This window comes from Micromonospora polyrhachis (assembly GCF_014203835.1).
Classification (GTDB): domain Bacteria; phylum Actinomycetota; class Actinomycetes; order Mycobacteriales; family Micromonosporaceae; genus Micromonospora_H; species Micromonospora_H polyrhachis.
Genome location: NZ_JACHJW010000001.1, coordinates 69,131 through 92,985, shown reverse-complemented (window position 1 = coordinate 92,985; position 23,855 = coordinate 69,131). Strand labels below are relative to the sequence as shown.

Below are 23,855 nucleotides of genomic sequence, written 5' to 3'. Positions count from 1 at the left end.
AAGCCCTCGCCACTGCTGCTGCTATCGCCCGACTGGTCGAACTCGACCGGCGAGTTGAGTCAGGCGGTGATTTGGATCTTGCGGCCGACGCCGGCCCGGAACTGCGTCAGCGCCTCGGCGTACGAGGCCAACGGGAACCGGTGACTGATGAGTACCCCCGGCTGGAGTATCCCGGCGGCAAACAACTCCCCGGCGCGCTCGAAACTGTGCAGTACCGCCATCGACCCGGTGATCGTGATCTCCTGGTTGTAGATCCTGTACGGCTCGATGGTGGCCCGGGCGGCGTACTCGGCGACGCCGAACTGGAGGAAGGTTCCCCCGCGCCCGACCCGACCCAGCCCGTCGGTGATCGCCGCCTCCACCCCGGTGCAGTCGATGACGACGTCCCAGCCGCGCGGCGCGGTCAACTCGTCGGCCGAGCCCACCGCCGCCGAACAGCCCAGCAGATCGGCCGTCGACAGTCGTTCCACGTTGACGTCCACCATGGATATGCTCGCGGCACCGGCGCGCTTGGCCAGTTCCATCATCATCAACCCCATCGTGCCGGCACCGTAGATGAGGTAGTGGTCGCCGAGTCGGCGCGGCAGTACGTCGAAGCCGCGCACCGCGCAGGAGAGCGGTTCGATCAGTGCCGCGTCGACCAAGTTGATGCCCTCCGGCAGCCGGAAACAGTTCTTCGCTGGTGCGAGGGCGAACTCGGCGGCACCACCGGAGCGGGTGACGCCGATCGCGTTCCAGTTCTCGCAGAGATTGCCCCGGGCTCGCCGGCAGTAGTAGCACTCACCGCAGTGCAGCGACGGGTCCACCGCCACCTGGTCGCCGACCCGTACGTCGGTCACGTCCCGGCCGACCTCGACCACCTCGCCGGCGAACTCGTGCCCAGGGACGATCGGAAAGGTGGGAGCGAACTCGCCATCCATGATGTGCAGGTCGGTGCCGCAGATACCGCAGCCCGCGACCCGTACCACCACGTCGCGAGGCCCCGGGGTCGGATCGGGTACGGACTCCAGCGAGACCTCGCCGGGCTGCACGATAACGGCGGCTTTCACTTGACTGCTCCCATCGATAGACCTCGCACGAGCTTGTTCTGCGCCAGCCAGCCGGCCAGCACCACCGGCAGGGACACGAGCGTGGCGGCGGCGCAGAGTCGGGCCAGGAACAACCCTTCGGAGGAGATGAAGCCGACCAGGAAGATCGGCGCGGTACCGGCCCGGGTCGCGGTCAGATTGACCGCGAAGAAGAACTCATTCCAACTGAAGATGAAGCAGATCAACGCGGTCGCGGCGACCCCGGGCGAGACCATCGGCAGGATCACCCGCCGGATGGTCGTCAGCAGTCCGGCACCGTCCATGGCCGCCGCCTCGATCACCTCCCGGGGCACCTCCAGGAGAAACGACCGCATCATCCAGATCGCCAGCGGTAGGTTCATCGCGGTGTAGAGCAGGACCATCGTCCAGATGTTGTCCAACATGCCCAGTTGCTGCACGACCAGGTAGATGGGCAACAGCGCGGCGACCGCCGGCAGCATCTTGGTGCTGATGAAGAAGAACAGCACATCCCGCCACTTCTCCACCGGGCGCAGTGACAACGCGTACGCGGCCGGCATCGCCAGCAGCAGCACCAGGATGGTGGCGAAGCCACTGGCCATCAGCGAGTTGAGCAGGTAAGGCACGATGTCCCGGTCGAACACCTGTCGATAGCCGTCCAGCGTCGGGCTGAACAACCAGCTCGGCGGGTTGCTGGCCGCATCGACCTCCCGTTTGAAGCCGGTCAGCACCATCCAGAGGACCGGAAGGAAGAAGACCAGTCCGGCCAGCCAGGCAGCAGACGTCCAGACCACCTGCCCACCCCGACGCCGGGCGAGACTCGGGGCTCGTGGGACTCGCTGGGCTCGCGGGACTCGCGGGACTCGCGGGGCTCGCGGGGCTCGCAAGATCGGCTCACTCCTCGCGCTCACTCGATTTGACCTTTCGTTCGCGGCTGCGGGGCTCGCAAGATCGGCTCACTCCTCGCGCTCACCGGGCCGCTTTTCGTTCGCGGCTGCGGGGCTCGCAAGATCGGCTCACTCCTCGCGCTCACCGGGACGACTCCTCCATTCGGAACAGGCCGGAGAGCACCCTCAGTGCGAAGGTGGCGACCACCATGGTGGCGATCACCACGACGACGCCGGCCGCCGCTGCCTCGCCGTACTCGAACTTGCGGAACGTGGTCAGGTAGATCTCGTACGGGAGGTTGGTGGTCGCCGTACCGGGGCCGCCCTGGGTGATGGTGAAGACCGCGTCGAAGGTCTGCACCAGGTAGATCGACCCGAGTAGGGCACCCAGTTCGAGGTACGGCCGCAGGTGCGGCAGGGTGATCCGGGTGAAGGTCTGCCCAGGCCCCGCCCCGTCGACCCGGGCCGCCTCCAACGTCTCGGTGGACTGGGCCTGCAACCCGGCCAGGATGATCAGCATCATGAACGGAGTCCACTGCCAGACCAGCGCAGCCACCACGGCAGTCATCGGATACTGCGACACCCAGTCCGTCTCGCCGCCCAACACGCCGTTGACCAGGCCGTACGCCGGGTTGTAGATGGCGTGCTTCCAGAGCAGCGCGGCGGCCATCGGCATCACCAGGAACGGCGTGATCAGCAGCGTCCGCACGATGCCCCGGCCAGGGAACTTCCGGTCCAGCAGAATGGCCAGGCCAAGCCCCAGCAGTACGGACAGCAGCACGGCGCTGGCGGTCAGCACCACCGTGTTGACCAGCGCGGCGCGTAGCCGACCGTCGGTGAGTACGGTCCCGTAGTTGTCCAGTCCGACGAAGCGGCGCTCGCCGGGGCGTAGCGCGTTCCAGCCCTGCGTCGAAAGGTAGAGCGTGACCAGGAACGGCACCTGGGTCACCACGATCGCGAAGATCAGCGCGGGAAGCAGTGGCCCTCGTCGGGACCATCGGTCCCGGGCGCTACCCGGGACCGGTCCGCCCGATCGTGGTCGGCGCGATGTGGCCTGGGCATCCGCGGTCAGTACTTGCGTCATCTGGCCTGTACCTCCGTCGACGGCACTCGTCCGCTCGGCTACTTCCGGTACTTCTTGGCGACCTCTTCGGCGAGTTTCTGCCCGTTGGCGAGGGCCTTTTCCACGGTGGTGCCGCCAGCTATCGCGGCGGCAACCTCCTGGGAGACCTTCGTACCGAGGTCGGCGAACTCCGGGATGCCTACGAACTGGACACCGACGGCCGGCCGTGGCTGCACGCCCGGGTTCTGCGGGTCGGCCTCTTCGATGGACCGCAGCGTCACTTCGGCAAAGGCCTTGGCCGACTGCTGGTACTGCGGGATCGCGTAGGTCGAGGTGCGCTTACCGGCCGGTAGGCGGGACCAGCCGAGCTTCTCACCGACCAGCTTCTCGTACTCCTTGCTGGTCGCCCAGGAAATGAACTCCCAGGCCGCGTCGGCCTGCTTGGTGGTGGTCGGCATCGCCCAGGCCCAGGCCCACAGCCAGCCGGAGGTCTTCGTCTTCGTCACGGGCGCGTGCACATAGCCGACCTTGCCGGCCACGGCGCTGGCGGAGGTGTCCTCCAGGGTGCCGGCGGCAGCGGTGGCGTCGTACCACATCGCGGCCTTGCCCTGGCCGAACAGGTTGAGGCACTCGGTATAGCCGGCCTGGGACGCTCCGGCCTGGCCGTGTGTGCGGAGCAGGTCGACGTAGAACTTGACCGCCTCGGTGAACTCCGGAGAATTCACCTTTGGCGTCCAGTCCTTCTCGAACCAGGTGCCGCCGAAGGTGTTGACCACGGTGGTCAGCGGAGCGAACAGCTCACCCCAGCCGGGCAGCCCGCGCAGGCAGATCCCGGCGGTTCCCGTGGCATCGTCGTCCAGCTTGGCGGCGAAGTCGGCTACCTGCTGCCAGGTGGGGCGCTCCGGCATGGTCAGGCCCTTGGCGGCGAAGAGCTCCTTGTTGTACATCAGGAACGAGGACTCGCCATAGAACGGTGCCGCGTAGAGCTTTCCGTCCTCGCCGGAGAGCGACTTTACGATCGGATCGAGCAGGTCGTCCGCGTCGTACTCCGGGTCCCTGGCGGTAAAACTGTCCAGTTCGTGTAGCCAGCCGTTCTTTGCCCAGATCGGTGCCTCGTACGCGCCGATGGTCGCCACGTCGTACTGGCCACCCCGGGTGGCGACGTCCTGGGTCACCTTGTCCCGCAGTTCGTTCTCGGGCAGGATCGTGAACTTCACCGTTATCCCGGTGGTTTTCGTGAAGTGCTCCTCCGTCAGCTTGGCGATGTCCTCCATCTGCGGGTTGCCCACCATCAGCACCGTGATGATTTTGCCGTCGTCGGAGTCTCCCGAGCCGGACCCACCAGCTCCAGAGCAGCCGGTCAACAGCAACGCTGCGGTAGTGGCGGCTGCCAGCACGGGTGCGGCCCGCCGAGTATTTCTGGAAACAGGCATGGTAAACCTCCAATAGCGGGCGTAATAGGTGTAGAGCTTGTGTTTTCGGGCCCTGGAGTTCAGGCGGAGGGGGCTCAGGTGCGCAGGACCACCGGGCCGAGCAGCGAATAGCGATGTGCCTCGGTAGCCGACAGGCCCGAGTCGGTGACGATCGTTTCGACGTCGGCAACGTCGGCGAACCGGCAGAAGCTGCTCACGCCGAACTTCGTGTGCACGCCGACGAACACCTTACGGCGGGCGACCCGCATCGCTTGGGCTTTGACGTCGGCGACGGCGGGGTCGGGTGTGGTGAGGCCATGCTCCCGGGAGATGCCGTTGGCCCCGATGAAGGCGAGGTCCAGGACGAAGCCATCCAGCATCTGGGTGGTCCAGTGGCCGACGGCGGCCAGGGTGTGGCCACGCACCCGGCCACCGAGCAGCAGTACGGTGGCCGCGGTGGAGGCGGACAGCGCTGCGGCGGTGTTCAGCGATGCGGTCACCACGGTGAGCGACCGGTCGATCGGCAGCGCCTCCGCGATCAACTGTGGGGTGAACCCCTCGTCGATGAAGACAGTCTCGGCGTCACCCAGCAACCCGACGGCGGCTGCGGCGATCCGCCGCTTTTCCGGTACCCGCCGACTCGTCCGGGCCGCGAGGCTGGTTTCGAACTGTGCGGTCTCGACCGGGTGCGCCCCGCCATGGGTACGCCGAACCAGCCCGTGGTGTTCGAGTTGGCGCAGGTCGCGGCGGATGGTCTCCGGCGAGACAACCAGGTCGACGGCGAGCTTGGCGACGCTCACCTCGCCCTGGTGCCTGGCCAGCGCCAGAATCCGATGCTGCCGTCCCGCTGCGCTCACCTGACACCTCCTCTGCGGCCGCTGAGGATCGTGAATATCTGTCCTGAATTTGTAACACCGCCGAAGCAGGGTGGTCCGACTCGCATCCGTGAAAGTCGAGCCCGGATTTGCCCGAGCGGGCGCGCGGTTTTCGGCGGGTATGTCGCTGCTTTTCGGACATAGCGTGCCACGGTGCATGACCAGATACGTGGGTGGGTTGCCCGTCTGCCGCCCGCACCGGGCACCGTACTGCCCGACCTGACGGATGTGCGCCCGAGTGCGGATGATCGCCGGGGGTGTGCTTCGGTCAGAGGCCGGTGGTTTCGCCGATGCGGGCAGCCGATCCCAGGCCAGAAACTGTTGAACGTCGATATAACTCCTCGCGGAGGGAGTACAGACGTGTCAGCAACCACCAGTCCCACCCGGCCCCGCCGCCCGATGCGGGCCCTGCTCGGCCTGGCCATGGCCACCGGTCTGGTCGTCAGCGCGGTCGTTGTCGGGCCGGCGGCACAGGCCGCCGACAACCCGTACGAGCGGGGCCCGGACCCGACCGACTCCAGCGTCGAAGCGGCCCGTGGTCCGTACGCGACCTCGTCGACCAACGTCTCCTCGTTGGTCGTCACCGGTTTCGGCGGCGGCGTGATCTACTACCCGACCACCACCAGCGACGGTACGTTCGGCGCGGTCGCCATCTCACCTGGCTTCACCGCGTACTGGTCGAGTCTGGACTGGCTCGGGCCTCGGCTGGCCTCGCACGGTTTCGTGGTCTTCGGCATCGAGACCAACACGACCCTGGACCAGCCGGACAGCCGGGGGCGGCAGTTGCTCGCTGCTCTCGACTACCTGGTCAACCGCAGCTCTGTGCGGAGCCGAGTGGACGCCTCCCGGCTGGCGGTCGCCGGTCACTCGATGGGTGGCGGCGGCACGCTGGAAGCGGCACGAACCCGTCCTGCGCTGAAGGCGGCCATTCCGCTGGCACCGTGGCACACCACCAAGAGCTGGTCCAGCTTGCAGGTGCCGACGCTGATCATCGGTGGCGAGTCGGACAGCGTGGCGGCGGTCGCTACCCACTCCGAGCCCTTCTACAACAGCATCTCGGCAGCGCCGGAGAAGGCGTACCTGGAGTTGAACAACGCCAGCCATTTCTTCCCACAGACCTCGAACACACCCATGGCCAAGCAGATGATCTCCTGGTTGAAGCGATTCGTGGACAACGACACCCGCTATTCGCAGTTCCTCTGCCCGGGTCCAGGCGGCTCGGCGATCGAGGAATATCGCAACACCTGCCCGACCTGATGGGCGGCGTGAAGTGACGCCCGCCGGCTCCCGGCGGTGACCACGCTGGTGCCGGCAACGACCTGATGACGACCGACCGGCGGGAGCATTCTCCTCCCGCCGGTCGGTCGTGCCGGGCGCTGGACGCGGCACGACGGGCGGCCTATATTGCACCGACAGTGCAACTATTTCGCGGGAGGTAGGCGTGTGGGAGGACCGGTTGTCCAGCCTGGTTGCTGAGTTCCTGGCCGGGCACGACCCCGAGGTGATCGACCGTACCCAATTCCTCCGAGCCCGGTTCGATGCCGGCCTGGCCTGGGTCCACTACCCGGTCGGCCTCGGTGGCCTCGACGCACTCCGCGAGCTACAGCCCCTGGTCAACGAGGCGTTTGCCGCAGCCGGTGCCCCCGACAACTCGCCGCACCGTAACGGGATCGGCCTCGGCATGGCAGCGCCCACCATCCTCCGATACGGCACCCCTGCCCTCCGGAAGCGACTCCTGCGTCCGCTCTGGACCGGGGAGGAGATCTGGTGCCAGCTCTTCAGCGAGCCCGGCGCCGGCTCCGACCTCGCCGGGGTGGCCACCCGCGCGGTCCGCGAGCCTGACGGCGGCGACGGTGCCGATGCCGACGGCGGGAATACCGCCCACGCTGCCAGCTGGATCATCAATGGGCAGAAGGTCTGGACCTCGCTGGCGCATCAGGCCCGCTGGGGGCTGCTGCTCGTGCGTACCGACCCGGATCTGCCCAAACATCAGGGGTTGAGCTACTTCGTCTGTGACATGACCGCCCCCGGCGTGGAGGTTCGACCGCTGCGCCAGCTGACCGGCGAGGCCGAGTTCAACGAGGTCTTCCTGACCGACGTACGACTCTCCGACGAACTGCGCCTCGGCGAGGTCGGCCAGGGCTGGCAGGTGGCCCGGACCACGTTGATGAACGAGCGGATCACCATTGGCGGCCGGCCGATGCCGCGCGAAGGCGGCATGATCGGCGTACTCGCCGAGGCCTGGCGACACCGGCCGGACCGGCGTACCCCGGGCCTGCACGACGAACTGCTCCGCCTCTGGGTCCGGGCCGAGGCGGTCCGGTTGACCGGGATGTTGGTGCGACAACAGTTGGCCGCCGGTGATCCCGGTCCGGAAGGGTCGGTGGTGAAGCTCGCGTATGCCACCCTCACCCAGGCGGCCTCCAGTCTGGAACTCGAACTGCTTGGCGCGGACGGGCTGCGCTACGACGACTGGAGCCTGCGGCGCCCGGACCGGGTCGACATGCTCGGTCGTACGCCGGGCTACCGCTACCTGCGGGCCCGGGGCAACTCCATCGAGGGCGGCACTTCCGAGATCCTGCGCAACATCATCGCCGAGCGCGTCCTCGGCCTGCCCGCCGAGCCCCGTGCCGACCGGCACACCGCCTGGAAGGACCTGCCCCGATGAGCGTCGACCTGCGCTACAGCGAGGTGGAGGGAGAGCTTCGCGACAACGTACGGGCGATGCTCGCCGCGCGTTGTCCATGGCCGACGGTGCTGGCCAACCCCGACCCGGACCCGGCGCTCTGGTCACTGCTCGCCACCGAGATGGGGCTGGCCGGACTGGCGGTCCCCGAACGCCTCGGCGGGGGCGGTGCCGGGCTGCGGGAGAACGCGATCGTCTGCGAGGAGTTGGGGCGAACGGTGGCCCCCGTGCCGTATCTGGCCAGTGCGGTGGTGGCTACCCAGACCCTGCTTGCCTGCACTGCGCAGCGTTGGCTGACGCAGCTCGCTGACGGGTCGCGCCGGGCGGCACTGGTGGTGCCGATCGACACCCCGCCGGGGCCGAGTGGCGTCCGTCCCGCAGCAACGGGCAGCCATCCGGGAATCGCTGGCGGGGTCGGTGTCCGGGCCGACGAGCACCGGCTCACCGGTACGGTGCCCGGCGTCGCCGATGCCGCCACCGCCGATCTGCTGCTGGTCCCGACCCGGGACGAACTCTGGATCGTCGAGGCCACCGCCGTCGGGGTCAGCCGGTCACCGGTGGTCTCGCTGGATCAGACCAGGCCCTTGGTCGACCTCACCTTCGACGCCGCGCCCGCGTACCGGATCGCGGCCGGACGACCGGCGGGCGCCGCACTGCACTGGGGGTTGACCGCCGGTGCGGTGCTGCTCGCCGCCGAGCAGTACGGCCTTGCCCAGTGGTGTCTGGAGGCGGCTGTCGACCAGCTGAAGAGCCGATACCAGTTCGGGCGGCCGATCGGCGCGTTCCAGGCGCTCAAGCACCGGCTCGCCGATGCCTGGGTCGAGGTCACCCAGGCCAGGGCGGTGAGCCGGTACGCCGTCGGGGTGCTTGCCGACGCGGATCCGAGCGCGGGTCCGAGTACGGAGGCGCAGGTGGCGGCGGCGCTGGCCCAGGCGCATTGCGGCCCGATCGCGGTACGCCTCGCGGAGGAGTGCGTGCAGTTGTACGGCGGGATCGGGTTCACCTGGGAACACCCCGCCCACCTCTATCTGAAGCGGGCCCGGACGGCGGCGGTCGCCTTTGGCGCGGCTGACCGGCACCGGAGTGCGTTGGCCGGACTGGTCGATCTGCCACCGGCCTGATCCGGAGAGGTCACCGGTTCGTAACGAGGTATTGACGAAGGGCGCTTGAAAAGTACACTCCCAGTGTAAATAGCAGTGGGAGTGCAAATAGTTTACCGAGGCGAGGTCGCGGTCTGCGCCGCGAACGGTGCACGAGCTGTGTGAAGGAGGGCCGATGGCCGGAACCGCAGCGACGACACAGCCGGTCCCCGGCGGGGGCCTGATACTGGACGGCATCGGAGTACGCTTCGGCGGCCTCGTCGCCCTCGACGACGTCTCCCTGCGGGTGTCACCCGGCCAGGTCGTCGGCGTCATCGGGCCGAACGGTGCCGGCAAGACCACCCTCTTCAACGTGATCTGCGGCTTCGTCCGCCCCGCCACCGGATCGCTGACCCTGGACGGGCGACCACTGCGTCCCCGGCCTGATCAGCTCACCCGACTCGGCATCGCCCGCACCCTGCAGGGCGTCGGACTCTTCACCGGCCTCACCGTCGCCGAGAACGTGATGGCCGGTGCCACCAACTCCGCCCGAGCCGGCTTCCTGTCCGCCCTGTTCGGCCTCGGCCGCAGCGACCGCGACGAGCGCCGGCTGCGCGCCGAGGCGCTCGGCCTGCTCGACGAACTCGGCATCGCCGAGCACGCCGACGCGTCGCCAGCGACCCTCCCGTACGGGGTGCGCAAACGGGTCGCCCTGGCCCGAGCCCTGGCAGCCCGGCCGCAGCTGCTCCTCCTCGACGAGCCGGCCGGTGGCCTCGGCGTAGAGGAGATCACCGAACTCGGTGAACTCATCGTCAACCTGCCCCGACGCGCGGATCGGGTGGGTGGGGCCGGTGGGGCCGGAGGAGACGAGCCCTGCTCGGTGCTCCTGGTCGAGCACCACATGGACCTGGTGATGTCGGTCTGCGACCAGATCGTGGTGCTCGACTTCGGCCGCGTCATCGCCACCGGTACTCCGGAGCAGATCCGCGACGACCCGGCCGTCGCCGAGGCGTACCTCGGCGTCGACGACATCGAGCACACCAGCGCGGAGGCGGCGGCATGAGCGAGCGGAGCGAGCGAATCGGTGGCTCAGGGTTGGCTCATGCCGACGGTGAGCGGTGCGAGGCGGCGGCATGAGCGAGCGGAGCGAGCGAATCGGTGGCTCAGGGTTGGCTCATGCCGACGGTGAGCGGTGCGAGGCGACGGCATGAGTGAGCGGAGCGAGCGAATCGGTGGCTCAGGGTTGGCTCATGCCGACGGTGAGCGGTGCGAGGCGGCGGCATGAGCGAGCGGAGCGAGGCGACTGATATTCCGCTGCTCCAGGTGCAGGGCGTGACCGCCGGATACGGTGCCGCACCGGTGCTGCACGGCATCGACCTGACGATCCCCGCCGGCACCATCACCGCCGTGCTCGGTGCCAACGGTGCCGGAAAGACCACTTTGCTGCGTGCCCTTTCCGGGCTTGTTCCCCCCACCAGCGGCCGGATCATGCTCGCCGGCGAGGAGATCGGTGGTACGCCGGTCGAGCGACTGGTCCGCCGGGGGATGGCCCACGTCCCCGAAGGCCGGGGCGTGGTCACCGAGCTGACCGTCGAGGAGAACCTGCGCCTCGGCGGGCTCTGGCGCCGCGACCGGGCCGACGCGAAACGTGCCCTCGACGAGGTCTACCAACTCTTCGAACCGCTGGCTCGGCGGCGACGGGCCAACGGTCATCAGCTATCCGGCGGCGAGCGGCAGATGCTGGCCCTGGGACGGGCCCTGGTCGCCCGGCCCAAACTGCTGCTGCTCGACGAACCCTCGCTCGGCCTCGCGCCGCGAGTCACCGGTCAGATCATGGCGTTGCTGCGGGACCTACGTGACCGCAGCGGTCTGACCGTGCTCCTGGTGGAACAGAACGTACGCAGCGCGCTCTCCGTCGCGGACACCGGTGTCGTCCTCTCGCTCGGTCGGGTGGTGGTCACCGCCGATGCCGCCCGGCTCCACGACGACGAAGACCTACGACACGCGTACCTGGGCTTCTAGGAAGGGCCACACCGATGGAACGCTTCCTCTTCCTCACCGTCGACGGGCTCAGCCGGGGCGCGGTCTACGCCGCCTTCGCGCTCGCCCTGGTGCTGATCTGGCGGGCCGCCCGGGTGGTCAACTTCGCCCAGGGGGCGATGGCGGTCGCCACCGGCTACGTCGCGTACAGCGTCACCGCCGCGACCGGGTCGTACTGGCTCGGTTTCCTCGCCGCCCTCGGCGGTGGGCTGCTTCTCGGTGCGATCGTCGAACGGGGGGTGATGCGGTTCGTCGACCACCGGGCCCCGCTGAACGCGGTCATCGTCGCGCTCGGTCTGATCCTGCTCATCCAGGCTGTCCTCGGAATGCTCTACGGCAACGAGTTCCGCCCGGTCGCCACCCCGTTCTCCCGTGACCCGCTTACCCTCGGCGACCTGGCCCTGCTGTCCCGCTACGACCTCTTCGTCTTCGGCGCGGTCGGCGTCATGGTGCTCGGCCTGGCCCTGCTGTTCACGCACACCCCGGTTGGCCTGCGGATGCGTGCCTCGGCCTTCGCTCCCGAGGTCTCCCGGCTACTCGGCGTCAACGTCGCCGGGATGCTCACCCTCGGCTGGGCGCTCGCCGCTGCGGTGGGTGCGCTGGCCGGGCTGCTGGTCTTCCCGACCGAGTTGGGTCTGCACCCACACGCGATGGACCTGGTCTTCGTCTCGGCCTTCACCGCCGCGGTGGTCGGTGGCCTGGACAGCCCTCCGGGCGCGGTAGTCGGGGGCCTCGCGGTCGGTCTGATCCTCTCCTACGTCAGCGGGTACGTCGGCAGCGACATCACCCCGCTCGCGGTCCTGGTACTGCTGCTCGCCGTGCTGCTGCTCCGCCCGGCTGGCCTCTTCACCATCGGCAAAGCGAGGCAGGTATGACCACTTCCCAGCTGCGGGCCAGGTTGTCGATGCCAGGGCCGATGCGGTACGCGAACCCGCTGATTCGCTCCACCCTGCTGCGGCATCTGCTCTTCGCCGTCGTGGCCGGAGCCGGGCTCTTCGCGCTTACCGGGGCCTTGGGGCCGTTCCGTAACTACCAGTTGGCGACTGTCGCCGCCTACCTCTGTGCGACTGCCGGGCTCACCGTGTTGACCGGGCTCAACGGTCAACTCTCCCTCGGGCACGGTGCGTTGATGGCCACCGGTGCGTACACCGTCGCCCTGACCCAGAACGCGCTGGCCGACACCGGGCGGGTCAGCGGGGGATATCTGCTTCTCTCACTTGCCCTCGGCGTGCTGGTGACGGTCGTCGCCGGCACGGTGATCGGTGCCGCCGCCGCCCGGCTCCGCGGCCCCTACCTGGCCGGGGTCACCCTCGCCGTCGCGGTTGTCGTGCCGGCGCTGACCACCACCTTCCGGGGCGTCTTCAACAGCGAGCAGGGGCTGTCGGTCTATCTGGCGCCGGCACCGGAGTCGCTTGGGCTCTACTTTCCGTACGAACGGTGGCAGGCCTGGATCGCGATCATCGGTGCTCTGCTGACCCTGCTGCTGCTCGGGAATTTGATCCACAGCCGGTTCGGTCGTCACCTTCGGGCGGTCCGCGACGACGAGGTCGCCGCTCGGCTGGCCGGCATCCACGTCGGACGTACCCAGGTCCTGGCCTTCGTGGTCAGCGCCGGCTGTGCCGGACTCGGTGGTGGGCTGCTGGCCGTGCTGGCGCAGAGTGTCTCGCCCGGTGCCTTCTCCCTGACCCTCTCGCTCTATCTGCTGATGGCCATCGTGATAGGTGGGCTCGGCAGCCTGGCCGGCGCGCTCTGGGGTGCCCTGCTTCTGGTGGCCCTGCCGGCGTTGACCAGCACGATCACCGATCTGGCCGATCCGTCGGCAGCGGTCGCGCAGCGGCTGGACGGAAACCTCTCCCTGGCGATCTTCGGAGTCACGTTGATCGTCGTGGTGATCGCCGCGCCGGGCGGTGTGCAGGGTCTGCTGCGCCGCGTCGGCCGGTTCGTCGGAGCCCGGTGGCGGGTGCCGACCGGGCGGTGATCCGATGCGCCACCGCACCCGCTCCACCACTACCACCACATATCCCTCGTCACCGGTCCTGCGGCTCGCCGCCGGACCGAGAAAGGTCGGACGATGCAGCGCATCGCGCACCGCGCACTCGCGATCGCCACCTCCGCCGTACTGGTCACGGCCCTGGCGGCCTGTGGGAGCGACGAAGGCGGCCCGGCCGGAGGCAACGTCCCCGGCGTCACCGACACCGAGATCCTGGTCGGCACGCACATGCCGCTGACCGGCCCGGCCTCGGCCGGCTACTCGAAGATCGCACCGGCGACCAAGGCGTACTTCGACCACGTCAACGCCAACGGTGGCGTCCACGGTCGCAAGATCAACTACAAGATCATGGATGACGGGTACAACCCGGCCACCACCCAGCAGGTGGTCCGCGAGCTGGTCCTGCAGGACAAGGTCTTCGCCATCCTCAACGGGCTGGGCACGCCACCACACAGCGGTGTGCTCGACTTCCTGAACAACAGCAAGGTGCCGGATCTCTTCGTCGCCTCCGGTAGCCGGGCCTGGAACGCGCCGACGCGATACCCGTACACCTTCGGGTTCAACACCGACTACACCGTCGAGGGCAAGATCCTTGCTACCTACATCAAGAGCAACCTTGCTGGTCAGAAGGTCTGCTTCTTCGGTCAGGGCGACGATTTCGGTGAGGACAGCCTGGCCGGGGTGGAGCAGGTATTGGGCGCATCCACTGTGGCGGTCAAGAAGACCTACGTCACCAGCAACACCAACGTGGCCCCGCAGCTCGGTGAGTTGAAGGCCGGCGGTTGCCAGGTGGTCGTACTGGCCACCGTCCCAGGCTTCACCTCGCTGGCGATCGGCACCGCGGCCCGGCTCGGGTTCAAGCCGACGTGGCTGGTCTCCGGGGTGGGCGGTGACTACCCGACGCTCGCCGCGCAGCTCGGGGAGAACAAGGGCCTCCTGGAGGGGATGCTCGGGGTCAACTACCTTCCCTCGGCGGCAGCCAGTGACGACCAGTGGACTGCGCTCTTCCGCAAGATCAATGATGAGCGGAACGGGGGTGCTGCCTTCGACGGCAACATCGTCTACGGCATGGCGGTCGGCTATCTCTTCGTACAGGCGCTGCTTGCCGCCGGCAAGAACCTGACCCGGCAGGGCCTGATCGACGCGATCGAGCGGGGCGGCTTCAAAGGCCCTGGTCTGGCTCCGCTCCGGTTCTCCAAGGAGAACCATTCCGGATATGGCGGAATGCGCATGATCAAGGTGGAGCAGGGGAAGCAGGACTACTTCGGGCCCACCTACGAGACCGACTCGGCCGGCGGGCCGGTCAACGAGTATCCGGAAGCGCCGCCGGCACCCCCGGCGAACGGGATCCCGACCTCCTGAGTTGGTTGCAACGGCTGCTCGGGTGCCCCCGGCGCGTTTCCGCCGAGGGCACCCGGTCCAGGTCACCGGTCGCTCGTCGATGAGTGCGGCGATCTGCTACCTCAGCCCAGTCGCTCGACGATCATCGCCATGCCCTGGCCGCCGCCGACGCACATGGTTTCCAGCCCGATCGTCTTGTCGTGCCAGTGCAGCGAGTTGAGCAGGGTGGTGGTGATCCGGGCGCCGGTCATCCCGAACGGGTGGCCGACGGCGATCGCCCCGCCGTTGACGTTCAACCGGTCGAAATCGACGCCCAACTCGTCCGCGCTTGCCACCACCTGCACCGCGAACGCTTCGTTGATCTCCACTAGATCGATGTCTGATATGGACATGCCGGCTCGGTTCAGTGCCCGGCGGGACGCCTCGACCGGGCCGAGGCCCATGATCTCCGGAGAGAGGGCGGAGAGCCCGGTGGCGACGATCCGGGCCAGCGGGTCGATGCCCAGTTCGCGGGCCCGAACGTCGGACATGATCACCAGGGCGGCCGCGCCGTCGTTCAGGGGGCAGGCATTGCCGGCGGTCACCGTACCGTCCGGGCGGAAGACCGGCTTCAGTGCGGCCACCGCCGGCAGGGTGACCCCCGGCCGTGGGCCGTCGTCGGCGGTGACGACCGTGCCGTCCGGTCGGGAGATCGGGGTGATCTCCCGGGCCCAGAAGCCGTTGGCGATCGCCTGCTCGGCGCGGTTCTGCGAGCGGACCGCGAACGCGTCCTGCCGGGCCCGACTCACGCCTCGGAGCTGAGCGACGTTCTCCGCGGTCTGTCCCATCGCGAGGTAGACGTCGGGCAACTCGCCGTACTCCCGGGGATCCTGCCACGACTCCGCACCCGGGACGCTGGCGCGGCGTGCGCTGCGATCCCGGGCCGTGGCGAAGCGCGGGTTGGTGGTCTCGGGTAGCCCGTCACTGCGGCCGTGGGCGTATCGGGAGACGGATTCGACCCCGGCGGAGACGAAGATGTCTCCCTCGCCGGCCCGGATGGCGTGGAACGCCATCCGGGTGGTCTGTAGCGAGGAGGAGCAGTACCGGTTGACCGTGGTGCCGGGCAGGTGGTCGAAGCCGAGCAGGGTGGCGACCACCCGGGCCAGGTTGTAACCCTGCTCGCCGGCGGGTTGACCGGTGCCGAGCATGAGGTCGTCGATCTGGTGTGGATCGAGCTGCGGTACCGCGTCCAGTGCGGCCCGCACGATCGTCGCCGCGAGATCGTCGGGGCGTACGTCGGTCAGGGAGCCCTTGTTGGCGCGGCCGATGGGGGAGCGGGTAGCGGCGACGATGACAGCTTCGGGCATGGCTCCTGATGTCCTCTCTTCAGGATCAATATGCACTAAGGGTGCGCTTACTGTGGCGTGGCTGTCCATTGAATCCTCGGTGGTACTTCTCACGGTGATTGACGGGCATGACAACCCGTCCCTAAAATACGCACCGTGACTGCAAAAACTGCGCGACCGTGTGTTGGTCGTCTTGCCGGTCGGGTGGCCCTGGTGACCGGTGCCAGTCGCGGCATCGGCCTGGCCATTGCCCAGCGGTTCGTCGACGAAGGAGCCCGAGTGGTGATCACCGGCCGCAAGCCGGTGCCGCTCGCCGAGGCGGTGACCGCCCTCGGCGGCCCGTCGGTGGCCCATGGCGTCCCAGGGGCAGCCGACGACCCCGAGCACCGAGCGCGGGCTGTCACCGAGGCGACCAGGACCTTCGGCCCACTCGACATCCTGGTCAACAATGCCGGCATCAACCCGGTATACGGGCCGCTCACCGGTCTGGACCTGGACGCGGCCCGGAAGATCATGGAGATCAACACCCTGGCGGCACTCGGCTGGGTCCAACAGGCCTGCGCGACCGGCTTCGGCGACCGCGACGCCGCCGTAGTCAACATCTCCTCGGTCTCGGCGTCGCGGCCAGCCGCCAACATCGCCTTCTACGGCGTCAGCAAGGCCGCACTGCACCAACTGACCGCCGCGCTCGCCGTCGAACTCGCCCCGCGGATCCGGGTCAACGCGGTCGCCCCGGCGGTGGTGAAGACCCGCTTCGCCGCCGCCCTCTACGCCGGGCGGGAATCCGAGGTCGCCGCAGGTTATCCGCTTGCCCGGCTCGGCGACCCGGCCGACGTCGCCGCCGCTGTCGCCTTCCTCGCCAGCCCGGACGCCGCCTGGATCACCGGACAGAGCCTGATCGTCGACGGTGGACTCACCATCGCCGGCCGGGTCGCCGAATGACCCCCGTCGGGCTCGACCTCGACGACGCGGTGGTGGTGGTCACCGGCGGCGCGTCGGGTATCGGGGCCGCCCTCGCGGAACGCTTCGTCGCTGCCGGGGCGCGGGTCGTCGTCAACGACCTGGACGTGGTCGCCGCCGAACGCGTCGCAGCCCGGATCGGTGCCCTGGCCATCGCGGGTGACGCCGCAGACGCCGACTTCGTCGACCGGCTGGTCGAACGGGTCTGGACCGAATACGGTGCACTGGACCTCTTCTGCGCCAACATCGGCATCGCCCCGGCCGGTGGCCTCGACGCGTCGGACGAGACGTGGGCGCGGGCGTGGCAGGTCAACGTCCTCTCCCAGGTCTACGCCGCCCGCGCCCTGCTGCCCAACTGGCTCGCCGACGGGCAGGGCCGACTGCTGGTCACCGTCTCCGCCGCCGGGCTGCTGACCATGCTCGGCAACGCACCGTACTCGGTCACCAAACACGCCGCGCTCAGTTTGGCCGAGTGGCTTCGGGCCAGCTACGAACACCGGGGCATCACTGTGCAGGCACTCTGCCCGCAGGGCGTACGGACTCCGATGCTCGCCCGGTCCGGGACGATGGGCAGCGCACTGCTCGACGATGGGGCCCTCAGCGCCGACGAGGTCGCCGACGCGGTGCTGGAGGCGCTGACCGACGACCGGTTCCTGGTGCTGCCGCACACCGAAGTGGCAGACTTCTATCTTCGGCGGGCCGCCGACCCGGACCGGTGGCTGCGCGCGATGAACCGCCTGCAGCAGCGACACGAGACAGCGCGGGATCGGTCCCGCTCCCAGGCGGCACCGGCACCGCCGCAGAGGGAGTCGTCATGAGCGCGCGAGACGCAGTCAGCCTGCCCGGTCTGGACCTCGACCGGCTCCGGTGCTACCTCGACCAGCACGCCCCGGACCTGGTCGACGGTGAACTTCGGGCCGACCTGATGGTCGGCGGCCGATCCAACCTGACCTATGCGGTGACCGATGGGACGTCTCGCTGGGTGTTGCGCCGCCCACCGCTGGGCCATGTCCTCGCCACCGCACACGACATGGCTCGGGAGTTTCGCGTGCTGAGGGCGCTCGGCCCGGTCGGCTTCCCCGTGCCGACGACCTTGCTGTTCTGCTCGGCCCCGGCGGTGCTCGGTGCCCCCTTCTACCTGATGGAGCAGGTCGACGGCGTGGTCCACCGGGACCCGGACGAGTTGGAACAGCTCGGCCCGGACCGGGTGCGTGCCCTTGTGCTATCCCTGGTGGAGACCCTCGCCGACCTGCACGAGGTCCGGCCGGCAGGGGTCGGGCTGGCCGACTTCGGTCGCGTGGAGGGTTACAACGACCGGCAGGTCCGGCGCTGGAAGCGGCAACTGGACGCCTCCCGTAGCCGGGACGTACCCGGGATCGAGCAACTCCACGACCGGTTGGCCACGGCCGTACCCGATTGTCCGGACGGCACGATCGTGCACGGCGACTTCCGGTTGGACAACGTGCTGGTCGGCCCGGCCGGCGAGATCCGCGCGGTGCTCGACTGGGAGATGTCCACCCTCGGTGATCCGCTGAGCGACCTCGCGTTGATGCTGGTCTACGCCGGCCGCCCGATGCTCGCCGTCGCCGGCCCGGCGCGTTCGGCGCTCGCGGTCTCCGGCCATCCCGACACCGCCGAGATCACCGCGCACTACGCCCGACGCTCCGGCCGCGACACCAGCAACATGCGGTGGTACGTCGCGTTCGCCGCCTTCAAGCTCGCGGTGATCCTCGAAGGCGTGCACTACCGGTACGTACACGGTCAGACGGTCGGCCCCGGCTTCGACCGGATCGGGGCGCAGGTAGCTCCACTGGTCCAGCAGGCGCACGAAACATTGGACGCAGCGGTATGAGTGCGCGAAATCTGGGCGCAGCGGCATGAGCGAGCGAAACGAGTGGACGGCATGAGCGAGCGGAGCGAGTAGGCGTATGGACTTCGAATTCGACGGTCGCACCGAGGAGCTGCGTGCGCAGTTGCTCGACTTCATGACCGAGTGGGTCTACCCGGCCGAGCCGGTCTTCGCCGATCAGGCCCGGGAGTCGGGCTGGTCGCACCCACCGATCCTTGACGACCTGCGGGCCGAGGCCCGCCGTCGCGGGCTCTGGAACCTCTTCCTGCCTGGCGTGTACGGCGCCGGCCTGACCAACCTGCAGTACGCCCCGCTCGCGGAGATCACCGGGCACAGTCCCAGCGTGGCACCGGCGGCGTTGAACTGCGCGGCTCCGGACACCGGGAACATGGAGGTGCTGGCGGAGTTCGGCACCGAGGAGCAGCGTAAGGAGTGGCTGGAGCCGCTGCTCGACGGGCGGATCCGGTCGGCGTTCGCGATGACCGAGCCGGAGGTTGCCTCCTCGGACGCATCCAACATCGCGACCCGGATCGAACGCGACGGCGACGACTACGTGATCAACGGTCGGAAGTGGTTCATCACCGGGGCGATGAGCCCGCTCTGTCAGATCTTCATTGTGATGGGCAAGACCGACCCGGATGCGCCCCAGCACCGGCAACAGAGCCAGATCCTGGTGCCCCGGGACACCCCGGGGGTCACCGTCCGCCGGGGCATGGAGACATTCGGCTTCGACGACGCCGACCATGGTGGACACGCCGAGATCGACTTCGTCGACGTACGGGTTCCGGCGAAGAACCTGATCTCCACCGAGGGATCCGGGTTCGCCATCGCCCAGGCGCGGCTCGGTCCAGGGCGGATCCACCACTGCATGCGGCTGATCGGCATGGCCGAACGAGCCCTGGAACTGATGTGCCGTCGGGTCAGTAACCGGCAGGCGTTCGGCGGTCCGTTGGCCGACCAGGGGGTGATCCAGGACTGGATCGCCGAATCCCGGGTCCGGATCGAACAGGCCCGGCTGCTGGCGCTCAAGACCGCCTGGCTGATGGACACGGTGGGTAACAAGGGGGCCCGGACCGAGATCCAGGCAATCAAGATCGTGGTGCCGGAGATGGCCCAGTGGGTGGTGGACCGGGCCATCCAGGCGCACGGTGCCGCTGGCGTCAGCCAGGACACCCCGCTGGCTCGGCTCTGGGTGGCGGCCCGGACCATTCGACTGGCCGATGGTCCGGACGAGGTGCACCGTCGGTCCCTGGCTCGGCGCGAACTCCGCCGGCACCAGCCAACGGACGGCTGATCGCTACTACACTGCTGATGCACATTCCGACGGTCAGCAGGGAGCACCAGGCGATGAGCGACACCGACGTACCGGTGCGGGTGGATGGCCGCACCGCGCGGGCCGAACGCACCCGGACAGCCATCGTCGACGCGCACCTGGCGCTGATCGGTGAGGGCGATCTGCGGCCGACCGGCGAGCGGATCGCCGAGCGGGCCGGGGTCTCGCTTCGGGCACTCTGGACCAACTTCAAGGACATGGAGACCCTCTTCGAGGCCAGCGGTGAGCGGGTCCTCGCCGAGCAGAAGGCGGCCTACCAGCCGATCCCGGTCAATCTGCCACTGGTCAAGCGGGTGGACGCCTTCTGCCGGCAACGTGCCCGGCTGCTCCAGTTGATCGCACCCTCGGCGCGGGCAGCCCAGTTGCGGGAGCCGACCTCGGCACAACTGCGCCGCAACCGGGCCAAGCACATCGAGTTGCTCCGGAACGAGCTGACCGAGTTGTTCGCCGTCGAACTCGACGCCGCGGGGCAGGACCGGACACAACTGCTCAACGCGTTGATTGCGGCGAGCATGTGGCCGGCCTGGTCGATGCTGCGCGACGGGCTGGGCCTCGGCGTCGACGAGGCCCGTCGGACGATGACCCGTACCATCCTGGCGCTGCTCGCCGCATCCGACTGAGCGAGTCGGGCCACCCGGACGGGTTGACCCAGCTAGTGCCGTTCTAGTTCGTGGAACTCGATGCCCGGGTGTGGTGAAGCTCCATGATCGGTCTGATTAGGCCTGTCCAGCGAGCCCGTGCAGGAACAGTCGCGTAAGTGTGTCGACCACCTCGTCGTCCGGGGTGGCTGACCCGTCGGTGGGCAGTGCGTACGCCAGCGTCACCAGCACCGCCCCCATCGTGGCGGCCACCAGTGTCGGCTCACCCGGCAGCTGCCCTCCGCGATCCCGCGAGTACTCGAGGTGGTCGCGCAGCATGGCGGTATCGGCAACGAGCCGTTGCCACATCTGCCCGCTGGCCGGCCCGGCCGCCATGGCGGACTCGAAGAGGGCCAGCGTGACCGGCCGGTTGGCGCGGAGCAGCTGCCACGCGGCCGCGAGCCCAGTCATCGCCCCCTTCCGATCTCGTCACCAATAGGTAACACTCGATGCATGATTGATGCATCATTAGTGCAAAAAGCTGGCCTGCGTGGACGGGCCACGCAATGCCGGGCGATCATCAACCTGATCGACGAGGCCGCCAGCGGCACCGGCGGGGCCCTACTGCTGCACGGTGAACTCGGCCTGGGCAAGACCACACTGCTGGATCAGGGCAGCGCGACGGCCACCGCCCATCCCGCCGGGTTCACCGTCCTCGCCGCCAAAGGTCTGCCCGACGAGGCCACCCTGCCGTACGCCGTACTGCACCGGCTCCTCGAACCGCTCGTCGGGCAGCTCCCCCTCCTCCCCACCCGGCAAACCCAGGTGCTCACCCGGGCACTCACCGGAGAAGGCTGCCCCGAGCCGGACCAGCTGGTCCTCTGCCAGGCGGTGCTCGGGCTGCTCGGTACGGCCAGCGCCGAGCAGCCCCTGTTCTGCCGTCTCGACGACGTACCCGCCGCCGACCCTCCGTCGCTCGACGTGCTCGCCTTCGCCGCCCGTCGGCTGCGCCCATACCGGGTCGCCATGCTGTTCACCAGCGAGGTGTCGGCCACCATCTCCGACGTACCGGCGCTCCAACTGACTCCGCTCGACCCGGCCGACAGCCTGGCCCGGTTGGCCGACCTGATCCCCGACGGCCTGCCAGGCGACGCGGCCACCACCCTGGCCCGGCTCGCGCGGGGCAACCCGCAGGCCCTCACCGACCTGGCCGTGGCGCTCACCCCCGCCCAACGGTACGGCGAGGAGCCACTGCCCACAGCCCTGCCGCTCGACGGGGTGCTCGGCCGGTCGTACCGGGACCGGTTGCGCCGGCTCCCCACCGAGACCCGCTGGCTGCTCCTGCTCGCCGCCGCCGACGACGTACTGGACCAGCCCGGACTCGTCCGAGCCGCAGTTGCCTCCGGTACGGCACTCTCCGCCCTCGCGCCAGCGGAACTCGCCGGCCTGATCCGAGTCGATGACCAGGGCGTGAACTTCTCGCCACAACTGCTCCGGGCCCTGGTCTATCGGCAGGCACCGCTGGCGCGCCGACGCACCGCGCATCTACTGCTTGCCCGGATCATCGACACCGGTCCGGAGCAACGACTACGCCGCGCCGTGCACCTGGCCGCTGCCGCCGATGGGCCGGACGAACCGCTCGCCACCGAACTGGAGCAGGCCGCCGCAGCCCCGACGGGGACCTATGCGACCGCCTCAGCGGCGCTGGAACGCGCCGCCCAGCTCAGCGACGCCCGTACCAGTGCTGGGCGAGGTAACGCGGCGAACCGGTTGATGACCGCAGCCCGCTACGCCTGGTTGGCCGGCAACCCGCAGCGGGCCCACCGGTTGCTCTTCCGGGTCCGGGCGGGCGGCACGGACCGGGCGGTGCAGGGACGGGCCTGGCTGCTCAGCGGAGAGATGGCACTGCGTGCGGGCGCGGCTGGCGAGGCACTGGACTGTCTGCTGACCGCCGCTGAATCATTGGCTCCGACTGACCGTCAATTGGCCCTGGAGGCACTGCTGCGGGCCGGGGAGGCGGTCAGCTTCTCCGGTGAATACCACCGGTACGCCGAGATCGCTCGTCGGGCGGCCGGGCTACGCCAGCCCGGCGCCCCGGATGCCGTCCTGTTGGCCCAGGAGCACATCGCCGGTTCCGCCGCGGCCTTCCAGGGGCACCACCACGCCGCAGCGGCGCACCTGCGGCGGGCGGTCACCATCGCGACCCGGTCGACCGATCCGGCCGGGCTCACCGTGGCGAGCGTCGCCAGCCTGCTCGCTGCCGACGACGTCGCGGCCCGCAACCTTGCTTCCCGGGCGGTGGCGCGGGCACGGGCCAGCGGAGATGTCTCGATGCTGCCGAGGGCGTTGGAACTGCTCAGTTACGCCCACTACTGGTGCGATCCGACCGGGACGACAGCTGTGGCAGCAGCCCAGGAAGGTTTGACAGCAGCCTGGGAGAGTGGGCAGGAGAACAGCGCCGACAACCACCGAGGCATGCTCGCGGTCCTGGCCGCGATCCGGGGCGACCGGGCTGGGGCGTTGCGGCACGGCCAGTTCCCAGCCGGAACGCAACCGGAACGGCAGCGGCCGTGGGCGTTACGCCAGTGGGCGCTGGCGGTGCTCGACCTCATCGACGGCCGCAGCCCGGACGCCGCTGCCCGACTGCATTCCCTGGCCCAGCCCGGCACCGGCAGCGGGCAACTCGTCGTACAGGTGATGGCCACGCCGTACCTGATCGAGGCGGTTGCCCACAGCGGTGCCGCCGCAGCGGTGGCACCGTCGGTAGCGGCGGTGTCCGGGCTGACCCCGGGATCCCCGACGGCGGTGCGGGCGCGGGCAGTACGGGCGTTGGCAGTCTTCGACCGCTGGGCCAGCGGCACCGGAAATCCCGGTCGTCGGGCCGTTTCGGCCCGCTGTCATGCGCTGCTGGCACCCCGGGGAGGCGGGGTGGCCGAGGACTACTTCCGGGAGGCGTTACATCTGCACGCGGCGGGTGGGGCGGACTTCGACTGGGCCCGTACCGAACTCCTCTTCGGCCAGGAACTGCGTCGCTCGCGCCGACCCCGTGCCGCCCGGGAACATCTCCATCGGGCGGCGGAGACGTTCCAGCGGCTCGGCGTCCCGGTCTGGACCCAGCAGGCGATGGCGGAGCTGCGGGCTGCCGGTGCGACCGTCCCGGCCCCCACAGTGGATGTGCGGACGTTGACCGCCCAGCAGTTGCGGATCGCCCGGCTGGTGGTGGAGGGAGCGACCAACCGGGAGGTGGCCGCCCGCCTGCACCTCAGCCCGCGCACCATCGACCATCACATGCGCAACATCTTCCACCGGCTCGGCCTCCGCTCCCGGATGGAGCTGGCCCGTGTCCTGCGGTGAACACGGCACCCCGGTGGGGTGAGCAGTTGCCAGGGGA

21 protein-coding genes are annotated in these 23,855 nt (G+C 69.2%); 14 read left to right on the top strand and 7 right to left on the bottom strand.

The window, feature by feature from the left end; all coding sequences use genetic code 11:
• Window positions 1-59: 59 nt before the first annotated feature.
• From FHR38_RS00430 to FHR38_RS00410, 5 genes are all read right to left on the bottom strand, one after another.
• Window positions 60-1,049 (bottom strand): zinc-dependent alcohol dehydrogenase family protein, encoded by a 990-nt coding sequence (locus FHR38_RS00430; RefSeq protein WP_184531764.1) that lies wholly within the window; start codon window positions 1,047-1,049, stop codon window positions 60-62.
• Window positions 1,046-1,840, bottom strand: coding sequence for a carbohydrate ABC transporter permease (locus tag FHR38_RS00425; RefSeq protein WP_312881687.1), 795 nt, complete (start codon window positions 1,838-1,840; stop codon window positions 1,046-1,048). Before FHR38_RS00425 ends, FHR38_RS00430 begins: the two co-directional genes overlap by 4 nt.
• 235 nt (window positions 1,841-2,075) lie before the next feature.
• Window positions 2,076-3,017, bottom strand: coding sequence for a carbohydrate ABC transporter permease (locus FHR38_RS00420; RefSeq protein ID WP_184531762.1), 942 nt, complete (start codon window positions 3,015-3,017; stop codon window positions 2,076-2,078).
• Window positions 3,018-3,055: 38 nt separating this feature from the next.
• Window positions 3,056-4,429, bottom strand: a complete 1,374-nt coding sequence (locus tag FHR38_RS00415) for an ABC transporter substrate-binding protein (RefSeq protein WP_184531760.1) — start codon at window positions 4,427-4,429, stop codon at window positions 3,056-3,058.
• Window positions 4,430-4,503: 74 nt separating this feature from the next.
• Entirely contained in the window at window positions 4,504-5,265 is a 762-nt protein-coding gene (locus FHR38_RS00410; RefSeq protein WP_184531758.1) for a DeoR/GlpR family DNA-binding transcription regulator, read from the bottom strand.
• A 441-nt stretch (window positions 5,266-5,706) separates the two neighbouring features.
• On the opposite strand from FHR38_RS00410, the gene FHR38_RS00405 reads away from it, so the two are divergent.
• The 8 genes from FHR38_RS00405 to FHR38_RS00370 all read left to right on the top strand — a co-directional run bounded on the left by FHR38_RS00405 (window position 5,707) and on the right by FHR38_RS00370 (window position 14,440).
• A complete protein-coding gene (locus FHR38_RS00405) occupies window positions 5,707-6,540 on the top strand; it encodes an alpha/beta hydrolase family protein (protein ID WP_246446810.1) in 834 nt (277 codons plus the stop codon).
• A 184-nt stretch (window positions 6,541-6,724) separates the two neighbouring features.
• Window positions 6,725-7,951: an acyl-CoA dehydrogenase family protein gene (locus tag FHR38_RS00400; RefSeq protein WP_184531756.1), complete on the top strand. Its 1,227-nt coding sequence runs from the start codon at window positions 6,725-6,727 to the stop codon at window positions 7,949-7,951.
• The gene (locus FHR38_RS00395) at window positions 7,948-9,090 is read left to right on the top strand and encodes an acyl-CoA dehydrogenase family protein (protein ID WP_184531754.1); all 1,143 of its coding nucleotides are present in this window, start codon (window positions 7,948-7,950) and stop codon (window positions 9,088-9,090) included. The genes FHR38_RS00400 and FHR38_RS00395 overlap by 4 nt, the downstream gene beginning before the upstream one ends.
• Window positions 9,091-9,244: 154 nt before the next feature.
• Window positions 9,245-10,111 carry an ABC transporter ATP-binding protein gene (locus FHR38_RS00390; protein ID WP_184531752.1) on the top strand — a complete coding sequence of 289 codons (867 nt, stop codon included), beginning with the start codon at window positions 9,245-9,247 and terminating at the stop codon, window positions 10,109-10,111.
• Between the two features lie 218 nt (window positions 10,112-10,329).
• Window positions 10,330-11,070, top strand: coding sequence for an ABC transporter ATP-binding protein (locus FHR38_RS00385; RefSeq protein ID WP_184531750.1), 741 nt, complete (start codon window positions 10,330-10,332; stop codon window positions 11,068-11,070).
• Between the two features lie 14 nt (window positions 11,071-11,084).
• Window positions 11,085-11,963, top strand: coding sequence for a branched-chain amino acid ABC transporter permease (locus FHR38_RS00380; protein WP_184531748.1), 879 nt, complete (start codon window positions 11,085-11,087; stop codon window positions 11,961-11,963).
• Window positions 11,960-13,066 carry a branched-chain amino acid ABC transporter permease gene (locus FHR38_RS00375; RefSeq protein WP_376771363.1) on the top strand — a complete coding sequence of 369 codons (1,107 nt, stop codon included), beginning with the start codon at window positions 11,960-11,962 and terminating at the stop codon, window positions 13,064-13,066. The genes FHR38_RS00380 and FHR38_RS00375 overlap by 4 nt, the downstream gene beginning before the upstream one ends.
• 93 nt (window positions 13,067-13,159) lie before the next feature.
• Window positions 13,160-14,440 carry an ABC transporter substrate-binding protein gene (locus FHR38_RS00370; RefSeq protein ID WP_184531746.1) on the top strand — a complete coding sequence of 427 codons (1,281 nt, stop codon included), beginning with the start codon at window positions 13,160-13,162 and terminating at the stop codon, window positions 14,438-14,440.
• Between the two features lie 101 nt (window positions 14,441-14,541).
• Here the strand turns inward: FHR38_RS00370 and FHR38_RS00365 are convergent, their stop codons facing one another.
• Window positions 14,542-15,765, bottom strand: a complete 1,224-nt coding sequence (locus tag FHR38_RS00365; protein ID WP_184531743.1) for an acetyl-CoA C-acetyltransferase — start codon at window positions 15,763-15,765, stop codon at window positions 14,542-14,544.
• Window positions 15,766-15,900: 135 nt separating this feature from the next.
• Between FHR38_RS00365 and FHR38_RS00360 the strand changes: the two genes are divergently transcribed.
• From FHR38_RS00360 to FHR38_RS00340, 5 genes are all read left to right on the top strand, one after another.
• Window positions 15,901-16,686, top strand: a complete 786-nt coding sequence (locus tag FHR38_RS00360; protein ID WP_184531741.1) for an SDR family oxidoreductase — start codon at window positions 15,901-15,903, stop codon at window positions 16,684-16,686.
• Window positions 16,683-17,522 (top strand): SDR family NAD(P)-dependent oxidoreductase, encoded by an 840-nt coding sequence (locus FHR38_RS00355; protein WP_184531739.1) that lies wholly within the window; start codon window positions 16,683-16,685, stop codon window positions 17,520-17,522. The genes FHR38_RS00360 and FHR38_RS00355 overlap by 4 nt, the downstream gene beginning before the upstream one ends.
• Window positions 17,519-18,556 (top strand): phosphotransferase family protein, encoded by a 1,038-nt coding sequence (locus tag FHR38_RS00350; protein ID WP_184531737.1) that lies wholly within the window; start codon window positions 17,519-17,521, stop codon window positions 18,554-18,556. Before FHR38_RS00355 ends, FHR38_RS00350 begins: the two co-directional genes overlap by 4 nt.
• Before the next feature lie 76 nt (window positions 18,557-18,632).
• A complete protein-coding gene (locus tag FHR38_RS00345) occupies window positions 18,633-19,847 on the top strand; it encodes an acyl-CoA dehydrogenase family protein (protein WP_184531735.1) in 1,215 nt (404 codons plus the stop codon).
• Window positions 19,848-19,900: 53 nt separating this feature from the next.
• The gene (locus FHR38_RS00340) at window positions 19,901-20,506 is read left to right on the top strand and encodes a TetR/AcrR family transcriptional regulator (protein ID WP_184531733.1); all 606 of its coding nucleotides are present in this window, start codon (window positions 19,901-19,903) and stop codon (window positions 20,504-20,506) included.
• Window positions 20,507-20,602: 96 nt separating this feature from the next.
• Here FHR38_RS00340 and FHR38_RS00335 read toward each other — a convergent pair whose 3' ends face one another.
• Window positions 20,603-20,935: a hypothetical protein gene (locus FHR38_RS00335; protein ID WP_184531731.1), complete on the bottom strand. Its 333-nt coding sequence runs from the start codon at window positions 20,933-20,935 to the stop codon at window positions 20,603-20,605.
• Window positions 20,936-20,995: 60 nt separating this feature from the next.
• Between FHR38_RS00335 and FHR38_RS00330 the strand changes: the two genes are divergently transcribed.
• Entirely contained in the window at window positions 20,996-23,818 is a 2,823-nt protein-coding gene (locus FHR38_RS00330; RefSeq protein ID WP_312881685.1) for an AAA family ATPase, read from the top strand.
• Window positions 23,819-23,855 lie beyond the last annotated feature (37 nt).

Coding starts and splice junctions, on each gene's coding strand:
- FHR38_RS00420 (WP_184531762.1), bottom strand. CDS start 3,017: ATGACGCAAGTACTGACCGCGGATGCCCAGGCCACATCGCGCCGACCA.
- FHR38_RS00415 (WP_184531760.1), bottom strand. CDS start 4,429: ATGCCTGTTTCCAGAAATACTCGGCGGGCCGCACCCGTGCTGGCAGCC.
- FHR38_RS00405 (WP_246446810.1), top strand. CDS start 5,707: ATGGCCACCGGTCTGGTCGTCAGCGCGGTCGTTGTCGGGCCGGCGGCA.
- FHR38_RS00395 (WP_184531754.1), top strand. CDS start 7,948: ATGAGCGTCGACCTGCGCTACAGCGAGGTGGAGGGAGAGCTTCGCGAC.
- FHR38_RS00390 (WP_184531752.1), top strand. CDS start 9,245: ATGGCCGGAACCGCAGCGACGACACAGCCGGTCCCCGGCGGGGGCCTG.
- FHR38_RS00385 (WP_184531750.1), top strand. CDS start 10,330: ATGAGCGAGCGGAGCGAGGCGACTGATATTCCGCTGCTCCAGGTGCAG.
- FHR38_RS00380 (WP_184531748.1), top strand. CDS start 11,085: ATGGAACGCTTCCTCTTCCTCACCGTCGACGGGCTCAGCCGGGGCGCG.
- FHR38_RS00375 (WP_376771363.1), top strand. CDS start 11,960: ATGACCACTTCCCAGCTGCGGGCCAGGTTGTCGATGCCAGGGCCGATG.
- FHR38_RS00370 (WP_184531746.1), top strand. CDS start 13,160: ATGCAGCGCATCGCGCACCGCGCACTCGCGATCGCCACCTCCGCCGTA.
- FHR38_RS00365 (WP_184531743.1), bottom strand. CDS start 15,765: ATGCCCGAAGCTGTCATCGTCGCCGCTACCCGCTCCCCCATCGGCCGC.
- FHR38_RS00355 (WP_184531739.1), top strand. CDS start 16,683: ATGACCCCCGTCGGGCTCGACCTCGACGACGCGGTGGTGGTGGTCACC.
- FHR38_RS00350 (WP_184531737.1), top strand. CDS start 17,519: ATGAGCGCGCGAGACGCAGTCAGCCTGCCCGGTCTGGACCTCGACCGG.
- FHR38_RS00345 (WP_184531735.1), top strand. CDS start 18,633: ATGGACTTCGAATTCGACGGTCGCACCGAGGAGCTGCGTGCGCAGTTG.
- FHR38_RS00340 (WP_184531733.1), top strand. CDS start 19,901: ATGAGCGACACCGACGTACCGGTGCGGGTGGATGGCCGCACCGCGCGG.
- FHR38_RS00335 (WP_184531731.1), bottom strand. CDS start 20,935: ATGACTGGGCTCGCGGCCGCGTGGCAGCTGCTCCGCGCCAACCGGCCG.